Raw genomic sequence first — 25,952 nt, 5'->3', positions numbered from 1 at the left:
CCTCCCGAGCACGAGAGTATCAGTAGCAATCCTCGATCCGGCGGACCCGCCACGTCCAACCATCCCAGAAGCGTTCACGCCGAATCCGACAGTACGGCCCGAAATCGACGGGCTCATAGGCGTAGCTAGAGTAGTATGGCCTCGGCGCTGCGAGTGCGGCGCCAATGAGCGCGCCCGCCGCCAGGCCACCGACGACGGGAGCGACAGGAAATCCATGACGCCATCGAGCGTCCGCCGGGGTTGAGCTTGCCACCGCGCCGACTACCACGGTCGCGCCGACCGCGACTGCAACCATTGTTTTCCTCATCACGCGACCTCCACTTCTTCACTTGTGACGAATCAACGGCGTGCCGAGATCCCGGACGCCCGCCCGCAGCCACGCTGATTCTAGCGGCATGGAAAATGGTCTACATTGGCGTCCGTCAAGATTCGCTTGCCGCCTTTTTCGCCTCGCCCTCAGCGCCATGTTGTACAAAGACAATTCGGAAATTGATCGTCGTCAGTGCGCCAGGCCGCGAGGCGCGTCGCCGCCGACGCACGCACAAGCGACTGCTGCAAGCACAGCGTCGCGTGGGACCCGGCGCATTGCGCGGTAGCTCCGACGCCGCGTCAGCGGTTCGCGACCCAAAGAACGAGGCTGAACACCACGCTGACAAGTAAACATGTCATCAGCGGGAAATAGAATGTCGTGTTTTCCCGCTCGATGACGATGTCGCCGGGCAGCCGCCCCAATCCGAGCTGGCTCAGATAGGGCCAAAGCAAGCCGACCACCAGGATCAGCGCGCCTAGTACGATCAGAACACGTGCCATCGCAATCAATCCGTGCGCCGCCTAGTTGTCGCGGCGCTGGCCGAACAGTTGGAGCAGGATCATGAATAGGTTGATGAAATCAAGGTAAAGCGCCAGCGCGCCGAGCACGGCCTTCTTCCCAGCGATCTCGCCCGTGTCGGACTCAAGATACATCTCCTTGATGCGCTGCGTGTCGTAGGCAGTGAGGCCTACGAACACGACGACGCCGATGATCGAGATAGCGAACTGAAGCGCGCTCGATCCGAGGAAGATATTGACGAGGGACGCGATCACGATACCGATCAGGCCCATCATGAGGAACGATCCAAGGCGAGAAAGGTCGGATCTGGTCGTATAGCCGTAGAGGCTCATCGCGCCGAAGGTCGCCGCCGTGATGAAGAGCACACGCGCAATCGATTCCCCGGTGAACACCAGGAAGATGCCGCCCAGCGACAGCCCCATGACGCCGGCATAGAGCCAGAATAGCAGCATCGCCGTTGGTGCGGCCATGCGCTGGATGCCGAAGCTCAAGACCAGCACGAAGCCGAGCGGCGCCAGCATGACAAGCCAAATCAGTGGCGTCGCCGCGATGGACTGGTAGAAGCCGGAAACCGTGGCCAGGTAGGCCACGAGGCCGGTCAGCGCGAGGCCGCCGGCCATATAGCCGTAGACGCGCTGCATATGCGCCCGCAAGCCGGCGTCGATCTCGGCGCTAACCGACGGTGGAAAGCCTGTGCCCCGCGACCTGCGAGCATCAAAATCGTAATAGCTCATGGCTTACTCCTGTGCAGTTCAATTCACTGACCGAGCAGCATTGCTCATCAACTGCCGGCGGGCAGCTATTGAGTATGCAATGCACGCTCGTTCCGTACTTGGTCGGCGGTGTAGGGCACGGCGTTTGGATCGAACGCCTGCCAGCCCGACCGGCGGTATAGCTCGCAACGTTCTTGAAGCTTTACCGCTGACTTGTTCATAATCGGCTCTATCCGCGGCACTTCGGCCGGGGGCACCCGCGCGGCGACCAATGTTCCTCCGCGACGAACCCCCTCGGCAAGGACGTGCGCATCTTCCTCGCTGATGCCGGCATTGGACAGCGCTCCCAGCAGGCCGCCGGTAACGCCACCGATCGCCATGCTACCCAACATGGCCGCTAGCCATCCCACGCCCACCACGGCGCCGATCCCGGGAAGCGCCACCATCGTAACGAGACTGGCAGCGGTCGCCGCCGTCGCGCCGATTGCAGCCCCGACGGCCGCACCCTCGAACTTGCCATCGCGGGCGGTCTTGCTTCTCGTACCCTGCGTCCGCAAAGGCACAATCTTCGTGCTCTCGGTAGGCTCGTACCATGTGTCGGAATTGTTCGAAATCACGCTGGTCTCCGAAGGCGACAGGCCCGCGACCTCAAGCGCGATGATGACGCGGCGTGCGTCAGCATAAGAATCATAGAGGCGGCAGATAGTGATCGGCATGACGCGCTCCCGTTGCGTGCAAGGTGCCAGGCTATTGCGGATTGGCAGATACCGTTAGCGGCGGCTATTCTTGTCCATTGCGAAGAAAGGTCACCTTGACGAGTATCAATGGAACACTGCGGATTTCGTCGAGTTGCGCGCAAACGGTTGGCTTGCCCTCACTTGCGATTTTGAGAGCGGCGTTGGCCAGAGATTGCGGTGCACCTGTATAGTCGTGCTGCTTTTGCACTCCACCTCACGAGAAAAGATCTCGCGGTGCCCGACAGCGTGTTTCCGGTGCCCAGCGATCAGGCTACCGCAACGCGATCATCGGCCTGCGGCGATCTTGCAGGATCCGGCTGACATCGCCATTTGGACGGCTGCCTGCCAGTCTTGCCACGTCGTTGGATCGACTGGCGTCCCGTCGGCCCATTTCAAGCTACCGAGCAAAAATGCGATCTGCTCGACGGGTCTACCGTGGCGGCGCCAAACGGCCTCGAGAAAGACGCGGATCGCGTCATAGCCTTCAATCACCGTGATGGTATCGGTTGCTTCGATCATGGCCGCACTCAGTGATTCCGAGTTGCGGCTGGAGCGTCACGCCGATTTCCGCTGCGTGCCGCAACTGCCGCAGCCCTTCGGAACGAAAGGCTTACCCTTCGTCCGCCGTCGTCACATTGACGTTTGTCAGCAGCTGAGCGCTGACATTTTTCTCGGATTTGGCGGAACTTGATGCTCATCGCGGCACTGACAAATCGGGACAATGAATCGAGTGCGACGCGTATCGGAGCTGCGCATGGCCGACGATCTGTTGATCAAGACGCTAGTCGTGATCCTTGCCTCCGTCTGCGCGATCAGCCTGGTCGCGCGCCTGAGACTTTCGGCGGCCGGAGGTTACCTGTTGGCCGGTCTGGTTATCGGACCGCACGGTTTCAAACTCATCGCCGCAAGCGATGAAGCAAGGTTCTTGGCCGATCTCGGCATTATTTTCCTGATGTTTATGGTGGGACTCGATTTTTCGCTGTCGGCAATGATCGCCGCACGCCGCGATGTTTTCGGCGCCGGCAGCCTGCAAGTCGGGTTCACTGTTTTGATCGTGACGGGAATTGCCGTGCTTTCGGGTATCGGCCTATCCACCGCAGTACTGCTCGGCGGCGCAGTTGCGATGTCATCGACCGCCATCACAGTCAAGCAATTAGTCGACCAGGGCGACGTCAGCAGCCAACAAGGCCGTCTTGTGCTGGGACTGCTGCTCTTCCAGGATCTTGCGGTCCTTCCTTTTCTCGTTGTGTTGGGCGGATGGCAACCCGGCGGTGGACCGGAACCGTTGGGAGCGGCGCGCCAACTCGCAATAGCGGCGACTGCACTCGGCGTCGCCGCTTTTGTCTATAAGCCGGTGTTTCGCACCTGGCTTGCCTGGGTTGCCCGAACGAACTCGGCAGATCTCTTTCTGCTCACCGTCCTGTTGCTTGCGCTCGGTACGGCGTTCGTCGGACGTCTAACTGGCCTTTCCGCGCCGATTGGAGCATTCCTCGCCGGCATGGTGGTCGGCGAAAGCGATTTCCGCCATCAGGTGGAAGACGATATCCGGCCCTTTCGCGACGTCTTGTTGGGCCTATTCTTCGTCACCGTTGGCATGGAGGTGAATCCCTCGATCATCGTTGTGGCGCCCATGACCGTCCTCGCGTGGATTGCCGTATGCATGCCAGGAAAGGCTCTCGTCGTGATCCTGGTTGGCGCAATCATGCGCTGGCCGGCACCGGCCGGTGCGCGAGCTGCTCTTATTCTAGCACACGGCGGAGAAGACGGTTTACTTCTACTCACCCAGGCGATGCGAGTGAATGCCGTGGACCCGAGCGTTGGCCAGCCGGCTCTCTTTGCATTAGCCGCAACCATGGCGCTAGGCCCAATGCTGATTCGGATGAGTTCGCGGTTTGCGGAACTCGTTGGCGGAGCATCACATCGCCTCAAAGCAGATGCCGAGGAGGCCGCTATCCGAGAGGAGAGCCAGGCTCTCAGCGATCATGTTATCCTGTGTGGTTGTGGACGGGTTGGCCGTCCGGTGGCGCTGGTACTCGAGGCCGCAAAGGCTCCTTGCATTGCGATCGAGTATGACCTGACGCGCTTTCGCAGGGCACGAAAGTCAGGACACAAGGTCGTCTTCGGGGACGCGGGCCGCAAACGGGTTATGGAAGCTGCCGGTGTCGCCCGAGCACGCCTCGTCGTTATAACGTTTGATCGACGTCACCTGATTGAGCGCATTCTTCACTATGTGCGCCAGCAAAATCCAGCGGTCTCCTCCATCGTTAGTGCAGCCGATGATCAGGAAATCTCATCGCTGGCGCGGGCTGGAGCCAGCACCGTGTTCCCAGAGAACGTCGCAGCCGGCCTCGCGCTGGCTGATCAAGTCCTTCTCGTTTGCGGTTTCTCCCAAGATGATGCCGCAAGCATCGTCACTGCAGTTCGAGCCGAACTCCATCCGGAATTGCGTGGGCACGTCGGCCGCTGAACCACGAGACCTGGCGTTGGAGGCCAGCGTGAGCGGCTGCTTTCAGACACGGTGCCGGCCAAGTCGCGGCTTTGCTGGTTTTCCCTCCTTGATCTCCTTCATACTGCGGCCGGTAAGAACAGAGCGATCGAAACTCGCGCTCTCGATGTCCCACAATGGATCAGCGTACTCGTCGCGGCTTTTGACAAGCAACCAATAGTCTCTTCGGCCAGAATTCATGGATCGATTTCTGGTTTTGATCAACGTGAAGCCGCCGCGCAGTCTCTCGCCCTGCAGTACAATCTGGACTTTGCCGCGAGCAAGTTGCTCCTCTGGCGACTGATCCTCCAGGGGCTCATACTTTCCCAGGTCCCAGATCATCACGATTCCTGCTCCGTATTGGCCGGCCGGGATCACACCTTCGAACTTCGCATATTCGAGCGGATGGTCCTCCGTCCTTACGGCCAGGCGCTTGTCCGCAGGGTTCATTGACGGGCCTTTTGGTACTGCCCAGGACGCCAAGACCCCATTTACGGCGAGCCGGAAATCATAGTGAAGCCGGCTTGCATCGTGTTCTTGAACCACAAAGACGTGGGTGCGAGCGCTTCGCCGCCCTCGCCCGACCGGTTCGGGCGTTTCCGTAAAGGCTCTTTTGCTTCGGTATGCTGCGAGCGACACCCGATGTCCTTTAGACTGATTTTGAGTTCCACCGGCGGTGTTGGCGATTTCGCCTCATCGCATATCAGCACTCACGCACGACATCCTCCGGCCGCTTGTCATCCCGCAGGCCAAGAAATCGAGGGTGTCTTAGCTTACCTCCTGCCGTCCACTCGGTGAATCCGATCTGCGCGACGAGCTTTGGCTTCACCCAATGCACGCCGCGCCGCGGCAACCCATCCTCGGCAAAGGGAGAAATCGGCGTCTCCAGCCGAGCGAGCTTTTCGCCGAGACGCCGCAGCAGGTCGTCGGCGAACCCCGTCCCTACCTTCCCGGCATATACGAGCTTTCCACCGCGATGGTAGCCTAGCAGCAATGCTCCGAACCCGCTCCGGGTCCCCCGTGGATCGGTGTAACCGCCAATGACGAACTCCTGTTCTTGCTTGCACTTGAATTTGAGCCAATCACGCGTTCGCCTGGACACGTACACGCTGTCCGCGTTCTTTGCGATGATACCTTCCCATCCCGCACGGCACGCCTGTCGGTAGTATTCCTTGCCTTCAGTCGTGCGGTGCTCCGTGAACCGCAAGGCGTCATGGAAGTCGAAGGCCTTGCGAAGTACCTGCTTTCGATACCGGAGTGGAACCTGCCGGATGTCGTAACGGTCCAGGTAGAGTAAGTCGAAAAGATAGAACCATACCGGCACCTTGCGAATCAGGTCAGTCGGCGGACGCTCCACCTGCATGCGCGCCTGCAGCTTTGCGAAGCTGGTGATCAGGCCGTCGAACGCGACAATCTCGCCATCCGCAATAAAGTAGGTGGCTTTCTGCTGATGGATCGCCTGGATCACTTCGGGATATTTTGCATTCAGTCGAATTCGATTCCGCGAAAAGAGATCCAGATCGCGACCGCGGCGAAAAGCGAGGCAGCGCTCCCCGTCCCATTTCGGCTCAAATAACCATCCCGGTCGTGAGAAGACGTCGTTCGTAAGCGTCGCCAACATGGGCGCAAACCATCTTGGCTGTGCGCGCCTTCGAAGCCGGGCCCTGGCGTCAGTGGGTAGTCGGTCGAGCAATTCGCGGCCGAACATGGGCTCTCACCTGCCAACTGGAGCGCAAGCGAAAGCCCCTGCGTCAGTAGCAATCGGACCTCGCAAGAAGTCGCTAGACACCATCGTTTCGCCTCACCAGAAGGGATCCAATCGTCTAAACTGACGAATACGTTTTCTGATTCTCGGATGGCGTTCAGCAAGAACCCGCTCCTGCCAACCCAGCGCGATCCCTCCGGCACGATTGATCGCGCGAACATCCCGATCTGTTGCATCGCCGATCTGATCAACGACATCGTGGGCGACGCGGACGTCATTTGTCTAGCCGAGATCGTCCTGCAAAGACTTCAAACACCTGACAAACGTTCGAATTCGGTTCTTTCCAAACAGGCTTCCCAGAAATTCGACGATGTAGTGCAAATGCTCCAGCGCGATACGCAACCTGTGCCGCTGCGCTGCCGTAAACTCTTCGAACCTCTTGCCACGCTTGCAAGCCTTGCGGTGCTGACGATCGATCAGGTCGGGGGCAATATCGATGATAGGCGCTAAAAGAACGACCGCATGTTCTGATACTTCCTGATCACGCCACCCACGGGCCACAAACCATCGCAACAGCCGCAACATCGATGCAGTGTATCTTTCGGACATTGATCGCCTGGATCTCAATGAAGCGCCTCGCTATCCGGCCAACGCTCATTCCGCCGCAGTCGCCGAAGGTTGTCTCAACCGGTCTTCGTTTGCGAGCTGCTGAGCGACCCAAAGATCGTGGTGCTCTTTAGCCCAGTTGAGATCGACTTCGCCGGTACCCATGGCCTCGAATGCACCCTCCATTCCGATCGTACCGATATAGATGTGAGCCAGGATCAAGGCGATGAACAGAACGGCCACGACAGCATGAACGACCTGCGCGAGCTGCATCCCGGCGATGTTCACCCCATAGAAAGGAAACAGCAACAAGAATCCCGACACGGAGACCGCGACGCCGGCCGCAACCGAAAGCCAATAGACAAGCTTCTCGCCAAAGTTAAAGCGTCCGGCCGGCGCATGTTTGTTCTTGATGAAACCTCCGCCCTGCCTGATCCAATCGAGGTCGACCCTTTCAAAAAAATTGTCCCTGAAGAAGAATACGATGATGAGAACGAGGCCGACCACAAACGAGAAGCCAGTGAAATCGTGTACGTACTTTGCCGCCTGCGAAACCCGTGCGAAGGCATCGGCTCCGATCAGCGGCAACAGCAATATCTTGCCGAAGGTGATGTTGAGGCCGGTCAAAGCAAGTACGACGAATGACACCGCCGTCAGCCAATGTGCAAATCTCTCAAACGCCTTGAAGCGGAGGATCTTCTTTCCCGAGCGCCCCCGGGCAATCCGGATCGGTCCCAAGATCAAGTACGCCAATCCGAGGATCGCGATGGTGCCGAGGATTACCGCCGCGCCGGCTCGATGCAGCAGCACCTCATGAAAATACCGCCATGTTCGTCCAACCGGTTGGATCAAGACACCGGCTTTGGGGTCGGGAATATCTATCCGCCCTTCGACGCGGGGCGCCTGCTTCAACAGGGTCTGTTCATCGACGACGCTGGCCGTTGGGTTAGGGGCACCATCGGGACCGAGCTTTTGGGCCTGCGTAGGGACTGCTGCGGCAATCGAAAGGAGTGCGACCGCGACGACAAGAAAGCGAACACGCACAGGAAGCGCCATGACGATCGACCTCTCCGCATTTTCACCTAACTTTTCATTGCCACTTCACGTTGCGGTTCAAGCTCGGGCTCCCTTGCCGTAAGCAGTCATCCAACTATCTGATCCGCTGGACCGCGCGCCTGCGATGTCTGCGCGGCCTCGATGACCCTTCCGACCTTCTGATCAGCACGAGCGCCTCCCTTACGGGGTGGGATAGCTGTTGACACAGTAAACGTTTTGAACCTCGAAACGTTTTGAACCTCCGCAGAGTTGGCCTGGTAGCGGCGCGCTTTTCAGTGAGATCAACAGCCCTGGCGGTTGCCGGCTCCGCTACCACGGTGCTACCAGCCGCGGCTCCCGCGCCGCAAATCGCAATACGAACCAGATCGTCCCGGTCCACGATCGTCAAAAGCCGTCTCTGCGTAAGTACTCTCTCCCAAAGAGTCGAACGCTAAAGCTGACTAAGCTTCGACTTTCCAACTGGAATAGCGCCTTGGCAAAGGGTCTGAAAATGACGGACGTCAATTGCAAAAGATCAAACAGCTCCCGAGGACGACGCCCTTTTGGCCTCGAGTGTGGCGGCCGCGTAAGTGCCACCCGGCGACGATAGAACGGCACGTCCTGCATCGATGGATATTGATGCCTGTCAACGACAGCTCCGTTAGCAGTATCAAGATGCTGAGACCTCGACTGTGGTCCGTAGACGCGAATGCTCGCAAATTCCGAGAACCTGGCGTAGCAATCGAAGGCTGGTGCCGGCTATGATTCATTCAGCGATCGTGCGAATCGTCGATTTCTGCGCTCGCAATCGGTGGACGATCGTTATTGCCGGTGCGCTGCTGATGCTTGTAGCCGTGGCCTTTGATGCCGCGCGATTCTCGATCAATACTGATATCGAGGGTTTGATTTCCCAAGATCTGCCATGGCGTCAGCGCGAACTGGAGCTGTCAAAGGCTTTTCCGAGGAAAGGCATTCTGGTTGTCGTGAAAGCAACGACGCCTGAAGACGCCGAACGGGCGACTGGCGCGCTGGCGCAGGCCCTCTCGAAAAACCCCGATCAGTTTCCCTCGGTGGAACAACTCGAAAGCGGCGATTTCTTCGAACGCAATGGATTGATGTTCGGGTCTCCGGCCGACGTGAGAAGGACCGCGGAGGGATTGACGAGAGCCCAGCCGCTCATTGCCGCGCTCGCAAGCGACCCCAGCCTGCGCGGCGCTATGACGGCGCTCTCGTTTGCCGCTGAGGGTGTCCGGGCAGGCCGGATCACGTTGGATCAACTTGCACGGCCTCTGTCATTGGCAGATCGAACACTGAGTCAGGTTCTGTCCGGGAAGCCGGCCACATTTTCCTGGCAGGAGCTATTGCAAAATCAGCCACCGCCGGCCCGGCGACTGCGACACCTTATTGGAGTTCAACCCTCGCTCGATTTTGCCGCGCTTCAGCCTGGTCGTAAGGCGGAAGACGGAATACGGCGCGCAGCCGCCGATCTGGACTTGCAAAACAAATTCGGCGCGACGGTCGGTCTAACCGGTGAGGTGCCAATGAATGATGATCAATTTTCGGTCATCAAATACAGCGCCGTGCGCGATACGTTGACGGCGGTGTTCGGCGTTCTGATCATTCTCTGGCTGGCTCTTCGTTCCTGGAAACTCATTGCTGCCGTCTTCTTCAGCCTGATAGCCGGGCTTGCGGCGACGGCCGCTCTCGGCCTCGTGCTGGTCACCTCTTTCAATTTGCTCTCGATCGCATTGTTCGTGCTGTTCGTCGGCCTCGGAGTCGATTTCGCGATCCAATTCAGCGTTCGCTATCGCGCCGAACGGTACGAGCATCCAGACTTGTGCGTGGCTCTGCGATCGGCTGCCCGCAAAGCGGGCGATCAGCTCTCATTGGCCGCCGCGGCCACCGCCATCGGCTTTTTCGCATTTCTGCCCACCAGCTATCGTGGCCTGTCGGAGCTGGGCCTGATCGCCGGTTGCGGCATGCTGGTCGCATTCGCCTGCAGCATCATATTGGTGCCGGCGAGTCTGGCGCTGCTTAAGCCTCCAGGCGAGCCCGCGCCGGTTGGCTTTCGAACTCTCGCACCGCTCGACAATTTCCTTCAACGACATCGCATCGTGGTAATCGTTGGCACGTTTCTCGTCGTTCTCGCCGGTATACCGCTGTTGTTCCGTTTGGAGTTCGACTTCAATCCAGTCGACCTGCAAAATCCGGATTCGCCTTCCGTAGTGACCTATCGTGAATTACGGAGCGAGCCGGTAACCAGCGGCAATGACGCTCAGGTACTGGCGCCGTCACTCGAGAAGGCGGATGAAACGGCGAAACGTCTGGCTGCACTTCCCGAAGTCTCACGAACCTTGACGCTGAGCAACCTGATCCCAGCCGATCAGGCCGAGAAAATTGCCACATTGAAGGCCGCCTCGAAACGGCTTGGCCCAGCCCTCAATCCTCCGGTGCTGCGCCCTGGTCCAAGCGATCAGGAGAATACAGCTGCGATTCAACACGCAGCCGAAGTTCTGGTCCTGGCCGCAGGAAACGAAAATCAGTCCGGCGCCGAGGCTGCACGGCATGCTTCGGATTTGCTGAGGCGCCTCGCAAGCGCAGATGCCGGAATCCGGGTCAAGGCTGACGCCGCGATCGTGCAACCGCTGATTTACGATCTCGACCTTCTACGAAAATCTCTGGCTCCGGAAGTGGTGACGATCAAGACGATGCCACCAGATCTCGTGCGCGATTGGCTGTCGTCAGACGGCAGAGCCCGCGTTCAGGCACTGCCAAACGGAGATCCGAACGACACCAACGTGCTGCGGAATTTCGCGACCGCCGTACTTCGCGTTGAACCGTCGGCAGCGGGAGGCGCGATCAGCCTCTATGAAGCCGCGAGGACAGTCATATCGGCCTTTGTCGAAGCTGGTGTTCTGGCCATCAGTGCGATCACAATTCTGCTCCTTGTAACACTGCGGCGCTTGACCGATATGCTGCTGACACTCATCCCCCTCCTCCTCGCCGGCGTCCTCACACTCGAGATTTGCGTGCTGATTGGCGTCTCGCTCAATTTCGCAAATATCATCGCGCTTCCGCTGCTACTCGGCGTCGGCGTCGCGTTCAAGATCTACTACATCATGGCGTGGCGCGCCGGAAAGACCGGCCTGCTGCAATCGACGCTGACCAGGGCGGTGATATTCAGCGCCATGACCACCGCCATTGCGTTCGGGAGCATGTGGGCGTCGAGCTATCCCGGCATGTCGAGCATGGGGCAGCTGATGGCCTTGTCGCTGTTGTGCACGATGGGGGCCGCGGTATTCTTCCAGCCGGTTCTGATGGGTCCACCGCGGCAAGTGAAGGCATTTTCTGATCAGGACGCAAATTGGCGCCAAGCCGCGGAATAGGCGTCAATTCCGCCACAAGACTTCCGACGCAGAATCGCCAGAAAAAGGTGAAAAAAGGTGAACAGAGTTCGCGTTCTCCGCCATTATCGGTGAAACGGTTTGCCGCCTACACCCTGCGCGAGCCTGCTCAAAAACGTAACCGTCGGACGCAGGATCAGGAGGTCTGCGGCCAACGCCGCGAGCATGGCGAACGCGCTCAACCAGCCGAACAGGCGAAGCGACGGTAGATCCGAGAACACGGTTACCAATAGACCACACGCAAGCACGATGGCGGTCAGAATTAAAGGCGGACCAACCAGGACGGTTGCCCGCTCAACTGCGACGGCCGGGTCCTCATACGGTCGCTCCTCGTGCCGTAACCGGTTCAAGAAGTGAATCGTAGCGCTGAGGCCCAATCCGAAAGATACCGTCAGCGCCACGACGCTCGCAAACTGCAGACCTTCTCCCAGAATCCGCAACACCAATCCAGAGAGCACGATCGGGAATATTCCGGGTAGGATGCTCGCCAGCATGACGACGAACGAGCGGAACGCGAGACCGATGAAGGCGGCAACAAACAGGAACTCAAGCGTCAGGCCTCTGTTCAACTTGTTGATCATGAGGGCGCTGTTACGGGCAGCAATAGCCGATAGGCCGGTCACGGCTATTTTGTAGCTCGGATGCTTTGCGCGGACGGCATCCAACGCTCCGTCAAGGCCTTCGATGACGGGCAGAAGCTGACTGGCATCGACGTCCGGAACGCGGCCGGAAACCAGAACGGCGTCCTGTTCCGCAGAAATGAATCGACGCGTCAGGTATTCGGGCAGGATATCGACATATTGCCTCAGTGTCGCCACGTCTGACTTGCCCATCTTGTCCGCAAGCCAGCGCCGCAACGTCTCCAGCGACCATACATTGGCGATGCCAGGCTGCTTCTCGGCCGTCGCATGCACCTCCGCTATGACAGCAAGCGTTTCCGGATCATAAAGTGACTTGCTGTTCGGAACCTCGACCAGGACGTCGATTGGATTGGCACCATTGAGCTTGGCATCGAGGCGATGGCTCGCAGCAACGGCCTGCTCTCTGTCGGGCACCTGATCGGCCAATCGATACCGAGGTTGAAGATTGGCATAGACCAGCCCAAGGCCGCCGACAACCAGGACGCCCAGCAGGCTGTACAGCCCCGGCCGGCTCACCATCCGGGCAGCAATCCAGAAACAGAAACGCCGCAACACGTCTAAAGCGGAGTCCGCGCCTCTGACGTCCACAACAAACATCGCTTCGTTCCGGACGAGCAGAACACCGAGCAGCGGCACCAACATCAGAACCGCAAACATGGCAGTCAGAGTAGCGACCAGGCCGGCCTCGCCGAACGTCCGGATCAGATCGGATTCTGAGAATTGCAATGCGATAAAGGAAAGAGCAGCGGTCGCATGCGTCAGTACGCATGCTGGCCCGACCACGAGCATGGCGTTGCGAAATGCCTCGAATCTTGCCTCGCCCTGTAGCAGCCGGTCGCGGCCCGCGAACGTCAATTGCATGCTGTCCGAAAAACTGATCACCATGATCAGCGGCGTCATGACGTTGAGAAACATGTTGAGACGAAATTCAAGCCAACCGAGAGCGCCGAGAGCCAGCACGATGGCGATCAACGGTGGGCCAGCGGCGATGACCATGAATGACAGCCTGCGGAAGAACAGGATGGCGATCAAAGCTCCGGCCGCGAAGCCGAATGCATTGTAGAGCAGCCGGTCGCGCTCCACGGCATTGCGGATCTCGAGCTGCATGACCGGTACCCCGGACAGGCGAGCGGCAAGCCCGCTGCCCGCCAGGTCATTATCGATTGCTTTCTGTATTTCGCCGATGACGTCGCGCAAACGGCTACTCGCAACGACATCCGGGTCCAGTGCGAGCACAATGAGCGTCAATTGTCCATCTTCGGACAGCAACTTACCGCGAATGATCTCGTTGTTCAGGACACGTTGGACCAGCCGGTCATATTCGGCGCCGGCAGGGAGTTGATCCGGAAACAGCGGCGCGGGCAATTCTGTGCCATGTGGCGGCTCGCGCGCCGAAAACAACGAGATAATTCCTCTCGTGCCTTCGCTCAGTTGAAGGTCAGTGACCAGATCGCGCAGCTTTTCGACCGAATCGCGCTCAAGCAGGTTGTTACCCTCGATCACGATAAGGACATCGAATTCGTTCGACGGGAAGCGCCGCGTCACTTCTTCGAACGTCCTGAACTCGGGTGTCTCGGACCGGAACAGCTGGCTAAGGGAGTCATCGACCTTGATACGCGTTATCCCCAATGCTCCCACTATCAACAGCACGACGGTGACGAACCCAACGAGGCATGGAAAACGCAGCGAGACCAGACCGATGCGCTCGAGACCGTATGCGATGCTCGGGGAGGCGCTGGTTGGACGCGAGTTTGGCTCAGGCCGTGTATGTCGCGACGTATCCATGTTCGGTGGCCTGCAAGATGAGCATCCGCGCGGCCAGACGGACTTTGCCGCGAGCTTTCGGTTACGCTTTCAAGTTATGACGGCGCACGCGCCGCGACCATGACGGGCATCAACTCCATGCTCCCAAGCGATCAGTTTTCGTTCGTCGTCCCTACTCGGAGCTTCGGCTTGAGGGCGTCAGCGCCATCAAACCCCAAATCACCTTGCGGACTACTGCGGGAGGACAGTCAACAATCCTGCGAGGGAGTACATCAGGGCGGCCCAACAGGTCGCAGTGGCTTACACCGCCACAGCGAGATGGCGCTTGAACCAATCGCGCGCCAAGCGCGCCACTTCATCCAGCGCTCCGGGTTCTTCGAACAAATGCGTTGCTGCCGTTACAATCGCCAATTGTTTTTCGCAGCGCAGCTGCGCGAGAGCGGCCCGATTCAGCTCAAGCACTTGCTTGTCGTTTTCTCCGACGATCAATAGCGTTGGAGCCCGAACGCGCGTCAAGGCCACACCGGCCAGGTCCGGCCGGCCGCCGCGCGAAACAACGGCCCTTACCGGATCGGGGCGGATCGCCGCGGCCGCCAACGCGGCTGCGGCCCCGGTGCTTGCGCCGAAATAGCTTATTGGAAAATTCTTGGTATCGGGGAATTGAATGAGCCAGTCGGTTATATCGACCAGCCTTTCGGCGAGCAGGTCGATGTCGAAGCGCAAGTGCGCAGTGCGCGCATCGACGACTTCCTCGTGCACCGTTAACAGGTCGATTAGCAGGGTTGCCAGTTTCGCCTCGTTGAGCAGATGGGCCACATACCGGTTGCGGGGGCTGTGGCGGCTGCTGCCACTCCCGTGGGCGAATAGCACCACCGCGCGTGCGTCCTCCGGGATCGTCAGATTGCCGTTGAGCGTCACGGAACCTGCATGGACGCTGACCAATTGCCCTTCGATCATTTGAGCCGCGGGACTGATCATGGCATGCCTCCTTTCTCGCTTGCGATGGCACGACGCTCATACCGCGAATGGGAATGTTTCCGGAAGTTCGCCGGCTTCCCACACCTCGGTGGTTTCGAGCGGCTTGACCGCACGTGTCTCATCGAAATGAACCACTGCATCAAATTGGTCCGGTAGCCGCGCCTGGAAATAGTGGCTCTGCCGCTCGGTTTCGGGACGGTAGATCACACCGATCGCGCGCTCGAGACGAGGCACGCCCAATTGCCGCACCACCACATCGCTGTCGGCCATGATCAGCAGGAATCGATCGCGTCCTGAAGCATGGAACAGCGCCTCGTAGCTGCCGGCCAGCGCTGGCCGGACGCGCTTGCGTTCGGCCGAACCGCCCCAGTCGGAAGCGGCAGTTACCGTGCCACGATGCGTGGTAAAGCCGATCAGAACCGCGTCGTCGGGATATTTCTCGCGTGTGAGCTGGCCGACATTCAGTTCGCCGCGCCGCCCCATTTCTGTCGCGCGAGCATCGCCGAGATGCGAATTGTGCTCCCAGACGGCAATTTTGGCGCGACCGGCTTTTCGATCAAGGTAGCTGACCAGCGCGTCGAGCGTTTCGGCCATATGTCGGTCGCGCAAATTCCATGATGACACTGCCTCAAGGAACACCGAGCGGTAATACGCCTCGGCGTTCTTCACCAGGCGGGCATTCTGTTCGGCATAGAAGAGATGATCATCCAAGGCGCCGCCACGGCGCATACGGTCGGTCGCCCGGCGCTGCAACTCGAGCAACTGGTTGACAACCTCCTCCTCACACGATTTGGAAAGGTTCAGGCGCGTCATCAGGCCGTAGGCCTGGGTATCCTCGCCAACATGATCGAAGCAGGCGTAACGTTCGCGCGCCTGGATCGCCGCCTCGGGATCGACCTTCTCGAGGTAGCGGAGCACGGCTTTCATCGATGCGTGCAGGCTGTAGAGATCGAGCCCGTAGAAACCGACCTTTTCGACACCCGGTGGAAGCCCATCATTGTGGGCCCGAAGCCACTCAATGAACTCAACCACCACCGCGTTACGCCACATCCAGGTCGGAAAACGACGAAAATCGGCAAGCGCGTCTACCGCATCGACGTCGTCGCCGGCGCCACGCACATAGCGATTGAGACGATAAGCGTCGGGCCAATCTGCCTCCACCGCGACCGCCGTGAATTTCCTTTCGGTGATGAGCCGCTTCGTGATTTCGGCCCGCTCGCGATAGAATTCGTGGGTACCGTGGGACGCTTCACCGAGCAGAGCAAAGCGCGCCTCACCGATCCGCCCGATCAGCGGATCATAGCCACGCACGGATTCGACCAACGGATACGCAGTCTCGCGCAAGGCATTGACCAACACATCATCCGCTGCCGGAGATTGCGCGGCTTCACTATCGGACTTGTTTTGGCGCGCCAACAGCTCGCGCACCTCTTCATCCGTCGTCTGCGAGAACTCCTGATACCAACGACCGACCGCATGGAATGGCTCCGGCGTGATCGCGCAAATGACCTCGTCGGCCTTACTCTTGATTTCCTCACAGGTGTCGGGCGATGCCGTCGGAACCGCAACGACAACGCGCGCAGGACCCTGCTGCCGTAACGCTTCGATCGCGGCGTACATAGTGGCACCCGTCGCCAACCCATCGTCAACCAGGATCACAGTGCGGCCCCGCACCTCCGGCTGCGGGCGGCCGTCACGGTAAAGGCGCTCGCGCCGCGCCAGCTCCTGCCGTTCGCGTGCCGCAACCGCATCGATCATAGGCGCAGGAATGCCGAGGCCTTCGACGACCTCGTTGTTGAGCACGCGCACGCCACCTGTCGCGACCGCACCCATCGCCAGCTCCTCATAGCCGGGGACGCCGAGCTTGCGGACCACAAAGACGTCCAGAGGTGCGTTGAGCGCGCGGGCTACCTCGAAGGCAACGGGCACGCCGCCGCGCGGCAGCGCCAGCACGAGCACGTCCGGGCGATTGGAGTAGCCTGCAATTTTTTCGGCGAGTCGTCTGCCCGCGTCTCGACGATCGAGAAACAGTCCTGGCATCATATCTTCTCCTTTGCGTGCGCAGCCGTTTGGCGCAGGCTTTTCGAATGAAGCTCGCCGCGCGGGCCGTCGGCCGCCAGTCGCTCCAAGGCGGAGGCCAGCAGCGGCGCAATGGAGACCGTTCGCAGTTCAGGCCATTTCTCCTCGTGCACGTCCACCGAATCCGTGCTCAGTTTCTCACGTGCATTCGCAACCAGCTGTCCATGCGTGGCCGCCAGGATGAGTTCGGGTTGTACGCCAGCCTCTAGAAGAGCCCGGATGCTCTCGGTGACGGTACCTCCCGTCGAAATCATATCGTCAACGATCAGGCACGGCCTGCCGGACACCTCTCCGGCCATGTGGGTCACTTCGGTCTGCGTGCCGTCTATCCGACGCTTGTGCAACACGACAACTGGCGCGTCGAGGCACTGCGCATAGTGGTTCGCCATCGCGACACGGCCCGCGTCTGGCGCGACGATAACTATCCTTGCAGGCAGACGGCCTCGCCGTGCACCGCAAAGCGTCGGCACAGCCGTCAGACTATCCACTGGCACATGAAAAAAGCCCTCGATCTGCGCGGTGTGCGGATCGACGGTGACGACATGGTCGACGCCAACGGCTTCCAGGAGATCGGCGACCATCCGCGCCATGATCGGCTCCCGCCGGCCATGTCGTTTGTCTGAGCGGCCGTAGCCGAAAAATGGCACGACCGCCGCAATGCGTGCGGCTCCGGCGCGACGGCAGGCATCAGCAAGGGCGAGCAGTTCGTTCAGGTGATCGTCGGCCGGGGGCGACGGCGGTTGCACCAGGAAGACCTCTTTGCTCCGCACAGACTCACGTATCTGCACGGAAACTTCTCCATCCGTATATCGTTCGATGACGCATTTGCCGAGCTGACTACCGAGCTCGCGCGCAACCAAATGAGCCAACACCGGATTGGCTGTCCCGCTAAGTACCTTGAAGCGGTTGATCACAGCAGCCTCGATCAATTCGCATGCGAACCACGCTCACAAGCCAACTCCGCAAGTGAGCTATGTGAACTGGGACGTGGGTAACGTCGAACCGATCCCGGCCGCCTTGATGGTCGTCAACTTCGGGCAACTTGTTCGTGAGAGACCGAGCCGCGGCAGAACACGACGCGGCGCTTGGCATCCGTGACTGCGCTGCTCCAAGCGCCTCAAGGCTGAAGCAACAGCTATTTATTGGTACCGGACCGGTGTCCCTGCGCCGCGGATGATGTATGCTCGCTGGGCTGCTTCCTCGTTGGTAAGAGTATTAGCAGGAGTCGGTTCCGTGGCCGAGAAATCACAGCCGATTTTGGCCCGCGGGCAACTGATCCCGGGCGGCTCTGGGGGACAGGCGGATCACGCGAAGGCTCATCACGCAGAAGATAACCCTTCCATTGCTGGTGCTCCCGAAGCCGCACCTGGTCCCGTGTCGATGATCTCGACGGCTGAGCTCACCCGGCGACCGTCGCGCCCTCCCGACTATGCGGCCGAGAACCGCGCACTGGTCGCCCTGGCGCAAGAGATGGCAAGCGCACCTCACAATATTCTCCAGAAACTCACCGAGACCGGCCTGACATTGTGCCGCGCGCACTCCGCGGGGTTCAGCCTCTTGGAGGATGGAGACCAAAGGAAAAGTTTTCACTGGCGTGCCCTCGTAGGCCAATGGGCCTCTCACGTGGGCGGGGAGATGCCGCGCGACTTTGGCCCGTGCGGCATGGTTCTCGATCGCAACGCAGCGATGCTGTGTTCACATCCCGAACGCGATTTCCCTTATCTTAGCAAGGTCTCGCCCTTGCTTGACGAGGGGCTGTTGATCCCGCTCTACGTCGACGGAGAAGCGGTCGGCACGATCTGGGTCATCTCCCACGACGAAACTTGCCGCTTTGATGCGGAAGACCTTCGCGTGATGACCAACCTCGGCACTTTCGCTGGGCCTGCGTACAAGACGCTGCTATCTCTCGATGCAACGATCAAGGCGCACCGGGACACGACCCGGCTGAATGAACTGGGTGGGCGACTGACGGAGACATCTGACCTGCCGTCGATTCTGTACGAGATACTCGACGGCATCATCGAACTGCAGAAAGCGGATTTCGGCGACGTTCAGCTATATGACGAGGCGACCGGAACTCTGAAAATCGTTGCCCATCGCGGCCTGGATCAGAGATTTCTGGACTATTTCGCGAATGTGGATGCCGGCGATTCGTCGGCCTGCGGGCTCGCTTTGCGCTCCGGGGCGCGCTTCATTATCGAAGACGTGAATGCCGATCCGGATTTCGCACCTCACCGGGGCATCGCCGCCTCGATGGGATTTCGCGCCGTGCAATCGACGCCGTTGCTCGACCGGAGCTCGGGCAAACCCTTGGGCATGCTGTCGACGCACTTTCGCGAACCGCACCGTCCATCCGAGGACGAGCTGCGGTTCAGCGACGTCTACGCCCGCCAGGCCACGGACGTGCTCGCCTCCCGGTTGGCTGAGCGTGCCTTGCGCGAAAGCGAGGCAAGGCTATCCGCAATCCTGAACCAGGTCCCGGGAGCCGTTGGGATGTTTGATCGCGACGGAAAGTTCGTCCTGCGCGGCGGACCGCTCGGCGCCCTCTGGGACGACATCATCCCGTCGCGCGATGCTGGAGCGCTTCGTCGCTGGCGAAGCTTCGACGCCAAGGGCGGACTGCTTCCGCCCTCGCAATATCCGGGCGCGCGGGCGCTGCGCGGAGAAACCCTTGCCCCGAGCCTCGACTTCATTCACACGGCAGAGGACGGACGCGAGATTTGGATTCGCTGCAGCGCCGCGCCGTTTCGCGACGAGACCGGCGAGATCGTCGGTGGCGTTTCAATCCTGCAAGACGTCGATCAGGAGAAGCGGGCGCAGCAGCAGCTGCACGAAAGCGAAGCGCGGCTGCAGGCCGCCGTCGATCTTGTGAAGCTCGGCCGTTATGCGTGGAACCCACAAACCAACGAATTGCAATGGGACGGCAGGCTCAGAGCAATGTGGGGGCTGCCTGCTGGCGCGCCGATCGACTACGAGGTGTGGCGGGCCGGCGTACATCCGGACGATCTCGTCCGCGTCGAGGCCGCGATCCAACAATGCGTCGACCCACGGGGGGACGGGGTTTACGACATCGAGTACCGCGTTATCGGAAAAAACGACGGCGTGCAGCGCTGGATCGCGACGCGTGGGCGGACAAATTTCGAGAACAACGAGCCGGTTTCATTTTACGGGGTGGCGCTGGATATTACCGACCGCAAACGCATCGAAGAGACGCTTGAGCGCCGCATCGAAGCTCGAACCCATGAACTGGAGCAAGCCAACCGGCAGTTGCGCGCCCAAATTGAGCAGCGGGAGATAGTCGAAGCTGAAGTTCAGCAATTGCAGCGGCTTGACGCAATCGGGCAGATCACGTCAGGCGTGGCACACGACTTCAACAATCTGCTCAGCGTCGTGCTCACTAACGCTCGTCTATTGTCCCACAGTCTGCAAGAGCCCGATGAAGGGGTCGAGCTGATTCGCACCGCTGCCGAACGCGGCGTGAATCTCGTCAGGCAGCTCCTTGCTTTCTCCCGCAGGCAGCGACTCGCACCTCAGGGGGTCGATCTCAACAGCAAGATCACCGGAATGAACGGTCTCCTCACCGCTACGTTGGGGGGTACGGTACAGCTTCGGACAGTGCTGGCTCCGGATCTTTGGCCCGCCATGGTCGATCCCACCCAGATCGAACTGGTCATCCTAAATCTCGTCATAAACGCCAGGGACGCCATGCCTTCAGGTGGTAGTCTCATGCTCGAAACGCGCAATGCGATTGTCGACAGTCGCGTGGGTGGGACGGAAGGACCTGTACCGGGACAGTACGTTGTGGTGCTCGTCAGCGATTCGGGCGCAGGTATTCCGGACCATGTTCTCCCTCACGTTTTCGAGCCTTTTTTCACTACCAAGCACCCCGGGAAGAACTCCGGCCTCGGACTCGCCCAGGTGGTCGGATTCGTGAAGCAATCGGGCGGAGGTATCGGAATCGAGACGCGCGTCGGAAAGGGTACCTCGGTCAAGGTGTTCCTGCCCCGCGCCGAGGTCGTTCGGGTCGATCACGGCCAATTCTCGATCGCTAGTGTCAGCTCGGGACTCGAGACGCCGAAGACTATCCTGGTCGTGGATGATGACGCGGCGGTGCTCAAAACGACTCTCCGATTGCTCGCCTCCCTAGGATATTCGGTCGTTCCTGCCCTCAGCGGAGGAGAAGCACTCCAATTGCTCGATAGCCATTCAGAGATTGACCTTATTCTTGCAGACTATGCCATGCCGACAATGAGCGGAGCCGAGCTCGCGAGAACGATTAAGACCACACGTCCCGCGTTGCCGGTCATCCTCATTACCGGCTACGGCAATCGCGAAGTTATCGAGGGTTTCAACGAAACACGAATACTGCAGAAGCCCTACACTGAAGACGAATTGATCCTAAGGATCGGAAGGGCGATCAACGAATGGTGAACTCCGACGTTCTGATACCGGATCAGAGGGGTTCGGCCAAAAACGAAGCGCCAATATTAGTAGTCATCCCATGACCGCCCGCGCATTGCGTCGGCGAACGCTTTCGGAACAAGGGAGCCCGCCAGCAATTATTACGACTTCGTCCTGTCGTTGCCGATTTGACGCCCGTCAAGGTCTTTGGCCAGCGGTACCGCCACCCTGCCACATTGAACGCACTCCGATGGCGATAGTTGGGAGCGGAAAGCATGTCACAGACAGTTGCTGGCATTCTGGTAAGTGCCCTCGAACAGATCGGCGTCCGGCACATCTTTGGATTGATCGGAGACTCGCTCAATCCGCTTGCCGATGTGGTCCGACGCAGCAAGATCGAGTGGGTCGGCGTCCGCCATGAGGAAGGCGCGGCGCAAGCCGCCGCCGGCCAGGCCAAGATCACCGGCACGCTGGCAGTGTGTGCCGGCACCACTGGACCCGGCAGCAATCATTTGGTCGCCGGTCTCTATGAAGCGGCCCGCGATCATGCGCCGGTGCTGGCCTTGTCTGGCGACATGCCGCGCAAGCTGCATGGCACCGACTACATCCAGACCACCGAGCCCGATCTCTTGTTTCGCGACGTGTCGCTTTACACCGAGACCATCTCGACCGCGGCGCAGGCCCCGGCCGTCATTCATCAGGCGATAGCCGCCGCCTATGCCGGCCCCGGCGTCGCACATCTAACGCTTCCGCAGGACGTGATCGCAGCGAAAGCCCAAGGCAGCGTTCCCAGCATACCAACCTTGAAGCCGCGGTCCGAAGTCACCGCCAGCGACGCAAGAATCGCCGAAATAGCCCAGCGGATTGATCAGGCGGACAAGATCGTGGTGATGTGCGGCGCCGGATGCCGCGGCTCCGTTGGCCTGCTGTGCGCTCTCTCGGACCGGCTCAAGGCTCCGCTGATCCATACTGTTAAGGGCAAAGACCTCCTGCCATACGACGATCCCCGCTGGATGGGCGGTCTCGGCATGATCGGAACGAGGGCCGTCTACAACGCCGTGATGCGTTGCGACTTGCTGCTGATGATCGGCACCGACTATCCCTATTCCAACTTCCTCCCGACCAGGAGCACGGTGATTCAAATCGATGAACGACCGCAGATACTGGGACGGCGCGCTCCGACCGCGCTCGGCGTTGCCGGATCGGCCCGGCCGACGCTGAAACAATTGCTCGACCGGGTTGCGCCGAAGACCGATACCGAATTCTGGGACGAGGTCACCGACGAGCGCAGGAAATGGGACGCGATGCTCGACAAGCAAGCTGACATCAAGCGGAGCAACAATCAGATCCATCCGCAGACGGTAGCCCGTACGGTTAGCGATCTCGCCCGTTCCGACGCGATATTCGTCCTGGATACCGGCCTAAACACGCTATGGTCCGCCAACTGGATCCGTCAAACCGGGACGCAGCGGATCATCGGATCCTTCAACAATGCGGCGGTGGGCACGGCGCTCGGCCAAGCCAATGGCGTACAGGCGCTTAATCGCTCCCGCCAGGTGATCGCGCTGACCGGCGATGGCGGGTTCAACATGCTGATGGGCGAATTCCTGACAGCGGTGCATCATAACCTGCCGGTCAAGGTCATCATCTACAACAATTGGTCGCTCGGACTGATCACGCTGGAGGCCGAAAGCGTCGGACTGGTGCCATTTCGCGAGGCCATCGATTTTCCAAACCCGGATTTCGCGGCATTAGCCCGCGCGTGCGGTGGCCACGGATACATGGCCAGACACCCGGCGGAATTGATGGCGGCGGTAGTCGAAGCTCTCGCGATCGATGGCCCCGCGCTGGTTGACGCAACCGTCGTTTCAGACGAAATGCCCAACCTACCGCATGTCGATTTGGAGATGATCGGGCATTTCGGGCTGGCCAAGATCAAGGAAGCCGTTCTCGCCGTAACCGGGGGATAACGAGAGCCGGCGCTGCCCCGGCGTACCGGAACCGCCCGCAGCCGCGGCTGCACTTTGCCCTCCCGCTCGAAAATTGACGTCCGTCATGGTTGGCCCAGGCGTCTGGCCGCAGTGTCCATCCGGCATCGCGGAACGGTTACGAAGAGGCGCAGATGTTCCCGATCAGGAATACCGTCCCGACCCGTTACCCCCCGGTGATCACGTGGGTGCTGATCGCCACCAACTGTATCGTTTTCCTGTTCGAGAGCAGCCTGAGCCCCTACGAGCTTCAGCAACTGCTGTATCAATACGCGCTTGTCCCTGCGCGCTATTCCGGGATTCTTGTGTCCGATGAGGTCGACTCGGTCATCGCCGATGTCCTGCCGCTCTTCACCATGATGTTCCTGCATGGCGGGTGGCTGCACCTCATCCTGAACATGTGGACGCTATGGCTGTTCGGCCCGACGATCGAGGATCGGTTGGGCCATGGCCGCTATTTGGCGTTCTATCTTGCCTGCGGCGTTGCGGCTGCCATCGCGCATATCTTCTTCAATCCGGTTTCGATTGTGCCGGCCTTGGGCGCCTCTGGAGCGATCGCCGGTGTCCTCGGGAGCTACATGCGCCTGTTTCCCCTCGCGCGGGTGGTTGTGGTGGTCCCGATCCTGTTCATCCCGCTGCTCTTCGAGGTCTATGCATTCTTCTATATCGGGTTCTGGTTCCTCATGCAGATCTTGCAGGGAATCCTGGATCTGGCGGGAACGCCCACGAGCGCGAGCGTCGCGTGGTGGGCCCATGTCGGCGGATTTGTGGCGGGCCTCGCGCTTGTCCCCCTCCTGGTCCAGTCAGAACGACGCTACCGGGCCTACTATCGGGACGAAGGCGTGCTTGGCTTCGATACTGACGGGCGGATGTGAGGTGCCATGTCGTTGGAGGCTTCCATGTCGATCGGTGATCTCTTCTGGATCTTCTTCATGTTCTCGGCGATCCAGCCGCTGTTGCGCCAGCGCATGCTCGAGGCGATGCGCGTGCGCAAGATCTCGCAACTGGAGGCTCGGAGAAAATCGCGGGTGATCCTGCTGGTGCACCGGCAGGAGACCATGCGGCTACTGGGCTTCCCGATCGCCCGCTACATCGACATCAACGATTCGGAGGAGGTTCTGCGCGCCATTCAGATGACGGACGAAAATGTGCCGCTCGACCTCGTGTTGCACACGCCAGGAGGCCTCGTGTTGGCAGCGCTGCAGATCGCGAGAGCGATCCGCGAGCACAAGGCGAAAGTCACGGTCTTCGTGCCGCACTACGCCATGTCCGGCGGTACGCTGATCGCGCTGGCGGCCGACGAGATCGTGATGAGCGGCCATGCCGTGCTCGGCCCGATCGATCCGCAGCTCGGACAGTCGCCCGCGGTCTCGCTGATCAAGGTCGCCGAGCAGAAGCCGGTCGCCAAGATTGAGGATCAAACGTTGATAATGGCCGATGTCGGCCGCAAGGCAATTGCGCAGGTTAAACAGTCGGCAAGTGAGCTGCTGGAACGGCGGCTGAGCGCTGAACAAGCCGCCAAGCTGGCGGAACAGCTCGCATCCGGTACGTGGACGCATGACTATCCGATCTGGGCGTCGACCGCGAGGGCGCTGGGCCTTCCCGTGAACACCGACGTGCCCGACGGCGTTTTCGAACTCCTGAAACTATATCCGCAACCCGTCCGCATGCAGAACAGCGGCGGCGTGGAATATCTGCCGGTGCGGCGAAGTCTGCCGGACGGAGGGGATCCTGCGGAAGTCGGCTGACTACCAGCGGCCATCGCCACTCTAGGCAGTGTGGCCGGGATCAATGTGCTTGGGCGTGTTCTTTTCGACCTGTGGAGTCATCCTGGCCGGATCCGGAGCGCCGGGCACGCCGCGCGGACCAAGCAGTTCGCGCTGAATATCGTCCTCGGACTTCTCGGGTTCTTCGCCGTTAAGCCGCCGTGGTCTAACCATGATCTGCCTCTTCCGCCATTGCATCGAAGAAAACATCTGACTATTTCGGCGGCCTGAGCTCGCCTCTAAGCCAGCCTACCGCATCACTCCTGAGCGGATCGATGGGGATTGAAAGTGTCCCGGACTGACCGCACGTCGAGCAAGCAAAGCTGAGTTCTTGATAACCCATCGCGCCCGGTGCGGCCCTGCCGGCGGCCATGGCGCGTCTACATTCAGGGCAAAACGGTCGCTTGATTGTTGCGAGTTCTTTGAGCGTATCAGATGGAGCCCGGGACATTGGTTTCGTCGGCGCAAGCCGCCCTCCTCTTGCTACGCGTGTTGCGAGCAGACGTATCACTGAACCGCGTCACTGAACCGCGCAGCGTACACACTCATGTAATAACGGCTGCACGCCGGATGTGCCATTTCGTAATTCTACGTAGCAATCAACTCACGACCAAGCCCATCGCGGTTGGTCGAAGAAGTCGGCCGACAATGGCTACTGACGCGGCCGAGACGATTTTGACGGCAGTCAACGCGGGCGCGACGAGGCGCTATTATTATACCTCAGTGCTTGTGACATGCAGTTGGCCAAGCTTCAGATCAAGCTGCTAGAATTCGAGATTGCCTATTGCTGGCAGAGTGTGTCGATCGCCTTACTCACAATC

Annotated in this window: 19 protein-coding genes; 6 read left to right on the top strand and 13 right to left on the bottom strand. The window is 60.0% G+C overall.

The window, feature by feature from the left end; translation table 11 throughout:
• Window positions 1-609 precede the first annotated feature (609 nt).
• The 4 genes from YUA_RS0117245 to YUA_RS0117230 form a co-directional block, all read right to left on the bottom strand.
• On the bottom strand, window positions 610-810 hold the full coding sequence (locus YUA_RS0117245; protein WP_027531822.1) for a DUF2905 domain-containing protein: 201 nt from the start codon (window positions 808-810) through the stop codon (window positions 610-612).
• Between the two features lie 21 nt (window positions 811-831).
• Complete coding sequence (locus YUA_RS0117240) at window positions 832-1,563, bottom strand: Bax inhibitor-1/YccA family protein (protein WP_027531821.1); 732 nt, start codon at window positions 1,561-1,563, stop codon at window positions 832-834.
• Between the two features lie 65 nt (window positions 1,564-1,628).
• Window positions 1,629-2,258 carry a hypothetical protein gene (locus YUA_RS0117235; RefSeq protein ID WP_027531820.1) on the bottom strand — a complete coding sequence of 210 codons (630 nt, stop codon included), beginning with the start codon at window positions 2,256-2,258 and terminating at the stop codon, window positions 1,629-1,631.
• Between the two features lie 306 nt (window positions 2,259-2,564).
• Window positions 2,565-2,798: a hypothetical protein gene (locus tag YUA_RS0117230; RefSeq protein WP_027531819.1), complete on the bottom strand. Its 234-nt coding sequence runs from the start codon at window positions 2,796-2,798 to the stop codon at window positions 2,565-2,567.
• A gap of 235 nt (window positions 2,799-3,033) precedes the next feature.
• On the opposite strand from YUA_RS0117230, the gene YUA_RS0117225 reads away from it, so the two are divergent.
• Entirely contained in the window at window positions 3,034-4,746 is a 1,713-nt protein-coding gene (locus YUA_RS0117225) for a cation:proton antiporter (RefSeq protein WP_027531818.1), read from the top strand.
• A 42-nt stretch (window positions 4,747-4,788) separates the two neighbouring features.
• Here YUA_RS0117225 and YUA_RS44245 read toward each other — a convergent pair whose 3' ends face one another.
• The 4 genes from YUA_RS44245 to YUA_RS0117205 all read right to left on the bottom strand — a co-directional run bounded on the left by YUA_RS44245 (window position 4,789) and on the right by YUA_RS0117205 (window position 8,131).
• Complete coding sequence (locus tag YUA_RS44245) at window positions 4,789-5,403, bottom strand: DNA polymerase ligase N-terminal domain-containing protein (RefSeq protein WP_051383228.1); 615 nt, start codon at window positions 5,401-5,403, stop codon at window positions 4,789-4,791.
• Window positions 5,404-5,467: 64 nt separating this feature from the next.
• Window positions 5,468-6,385, bottom strand: a complete 918-nt coding sequence (gene ligD, locus YUA_RS0117215; protein WP_027531817.1) for a non-homologous end-joining DNA ligase — start codon at window positions 6,383-6,385, stop codon at window positions 5,468-5,470.
• 366 nt (window positions 6,386-6,751) lie between these two features.
• A complete protein-coding gene (locus YUA_RS52590) occupies window positions 6,752-7,054 on the bottom strand; it encodes a CHAD domain-containing protein (protein ID WP_198029445.1) in 303 nt (100 codons plus the stop codon).
• Window positions 7,055-7,123: 69 nt separating this feature from the next.
• Entirely contained in the window at window positions 7,124-8,131 is a 1,008-nt protein-coding gene (locus tag YUA_RS0117205; RefSeq protein ID WP_027531815.1) for a formate dehydrogenase subunit gamma, read from the bottom strand.
• Window positions 8,132-8,871: 740 nt separating this feature from the next.
• Here YUA_RS0117205 and YUA_RS44240 point away from each other — a divergent pair.
• Window positions 8,872-11,496: an MMPL family transporter gene (locus YUA_RS44240; protein ID WP_035971108.1), complete on the top strand. Its 2,625-nt coding sequence runs from the start codon at window positions 8,872-8,874 to the stop codon at window positions 11,494-11,496.
• Window positions 11,497-11,579: 83 nt separating this feature from the next.
• Here YUA_RS44240 and YUA_RS44235 read toward each other — a convergent pair whose 3' ends face one another.
• From YUA_RS44235 to YUA_RS44230, 4 genes are all read right to left on the bottom strand, one after another.
• On the bottom strand, window positions 11,580-13,940 hold the full coding sequence (locus YUA_RS44235; RefSeq protein WP_051383227.1) for an RND family transporter: 2,361 nt from the start codon (window positions 13,938-13,940) through the stop codon (window positions 11,580-11,582).
• 279 nt (window positions 13,941-14,219) lie between these two features.
• Window positions 14,220-14,897, bottom strand: a complete 678-nt coding sequence (locus tag YUA_RS0117190; protein ID WP_027531814.1) for a dienelactone hydrolase family protein — start codon at window positions 14,895-14,897, stop codon at window positions 14,220-14,222.
• 36 nt (window positions 14,898-14,933) lie between these two features.
• Window positions 14,934-16,940, bottom strand: coding sequence for an erythromycin esterase family protein (locus YUA_RS0117185; RefSeq protein ID WP_027531813.1), 2,007 nt, complete (start codon window positions 16,938-16,940; stop codon window positions 14,934-14,936).
• Complete coding sequence (locus YUA_RS44230) at window positions 16,937-17,890, bottom strand: ribose-phosphate pyrophosphokinase (protein WP_084292661.1); 954 nt, start codon at window positions 17,888-17,890, stop codon at window positions 16,937-16,939. Before YUA_RS44230 ends, YUA_RS0117185 begins: the two co-directional genes overlap by 4 nt.
• A gap of 319 nt (window positions 17,891-18,209) precedes the next feature.
• Here YUA_RS44230 and YUA_RS46915 point away from each other — a divergent pair, with 319 nt between their 5' ends.
• The 4 genes from YUA_RS46915 (at window position 18,210) to YUA_RS0117160 (ending at window position 25,113) form a co-directional block, all read left to right on the top strand.
• Entirely contained in the window at window positions 18,210-21,407 is a 3,198-nt protein-coding gene (locus tag YUA_RS46915) for a GAF domain-containing protein (RefSeq protein WP_198029444.1), read from the top strand.
• A 245-nt stretch (window positions 21,408-21,652) separates the two neighbouring features.
• Window positions 21,653-23,347, top strand: coding sequence for a thiamine pyrophosphate-dependent enzyme (locus tag YUA_RS0117170; RefSeq protein ID WP_027531812.1), 1,695 nt, complete (start codon window positions 21,653-21,655; stop codon window positions 23,345-23,347).
• A gap of 152 nt (window positions 23,348-23,499) precedes the next feature.
• Window positions 23,500-24,240: a rhomboid family intramembrane serine protease gene (locus tag YUA_RS0117165; protein ID WP_027531811.1), complete on the top strand. Its 741-nt coding sequence runs from the start codon at window positions 23,500-23,502 to the stop codon at window positions 24,238-24,240.
• Window positions 24,241-24,264: 24 nt separating this feature from the next.
• Window positions 24,265-25,113: an ATP-dependent Clp protease proteolytic subunit gene (locus YUA_RS0117160; RefSeq protein WP_027531810.1), complete on the top strand. Its 849-nt coding sequence runs from the start codon at window positions 24,265-24,267 to the stop codon at window positions 25,111-25,113.
• A gap of 21 nt (window positions 25,114-25,134) precedes the next feature.
• Here YUA_RS0117160 and YUA_RS51055 read toward each other — a convergent pair whose 3' ends face one another.
• Complete coding sequence (locus YUA_RS51055; RefSeq protein WP_198029443.1) at window positions 25,135-25,305, bottom strand: hypothetical protein; 171 nt, start codon at window positions 25,303-25,305, stop codon at window positions 25,135-25,137.
• Window positions 25,306-25,952 lie beyond the last annotated feature (647 nt).

The sequence above is a fragment of the Bradyrhizobium sp. WSM3983 genome (genome assembly GCF_000473045.1).
Taxonomy (GTDB): Bacteria; Pseudomonadota; Alphaproteobacteria; order Rhizobiales; family Xanthobacteraceae; genus Bradyrhizobium.
The sequence above is the reverse complement of the archived record's forward strand: the minus strand, read 5'-3'. Positions and strand labels throughout refer to the sequence as shown.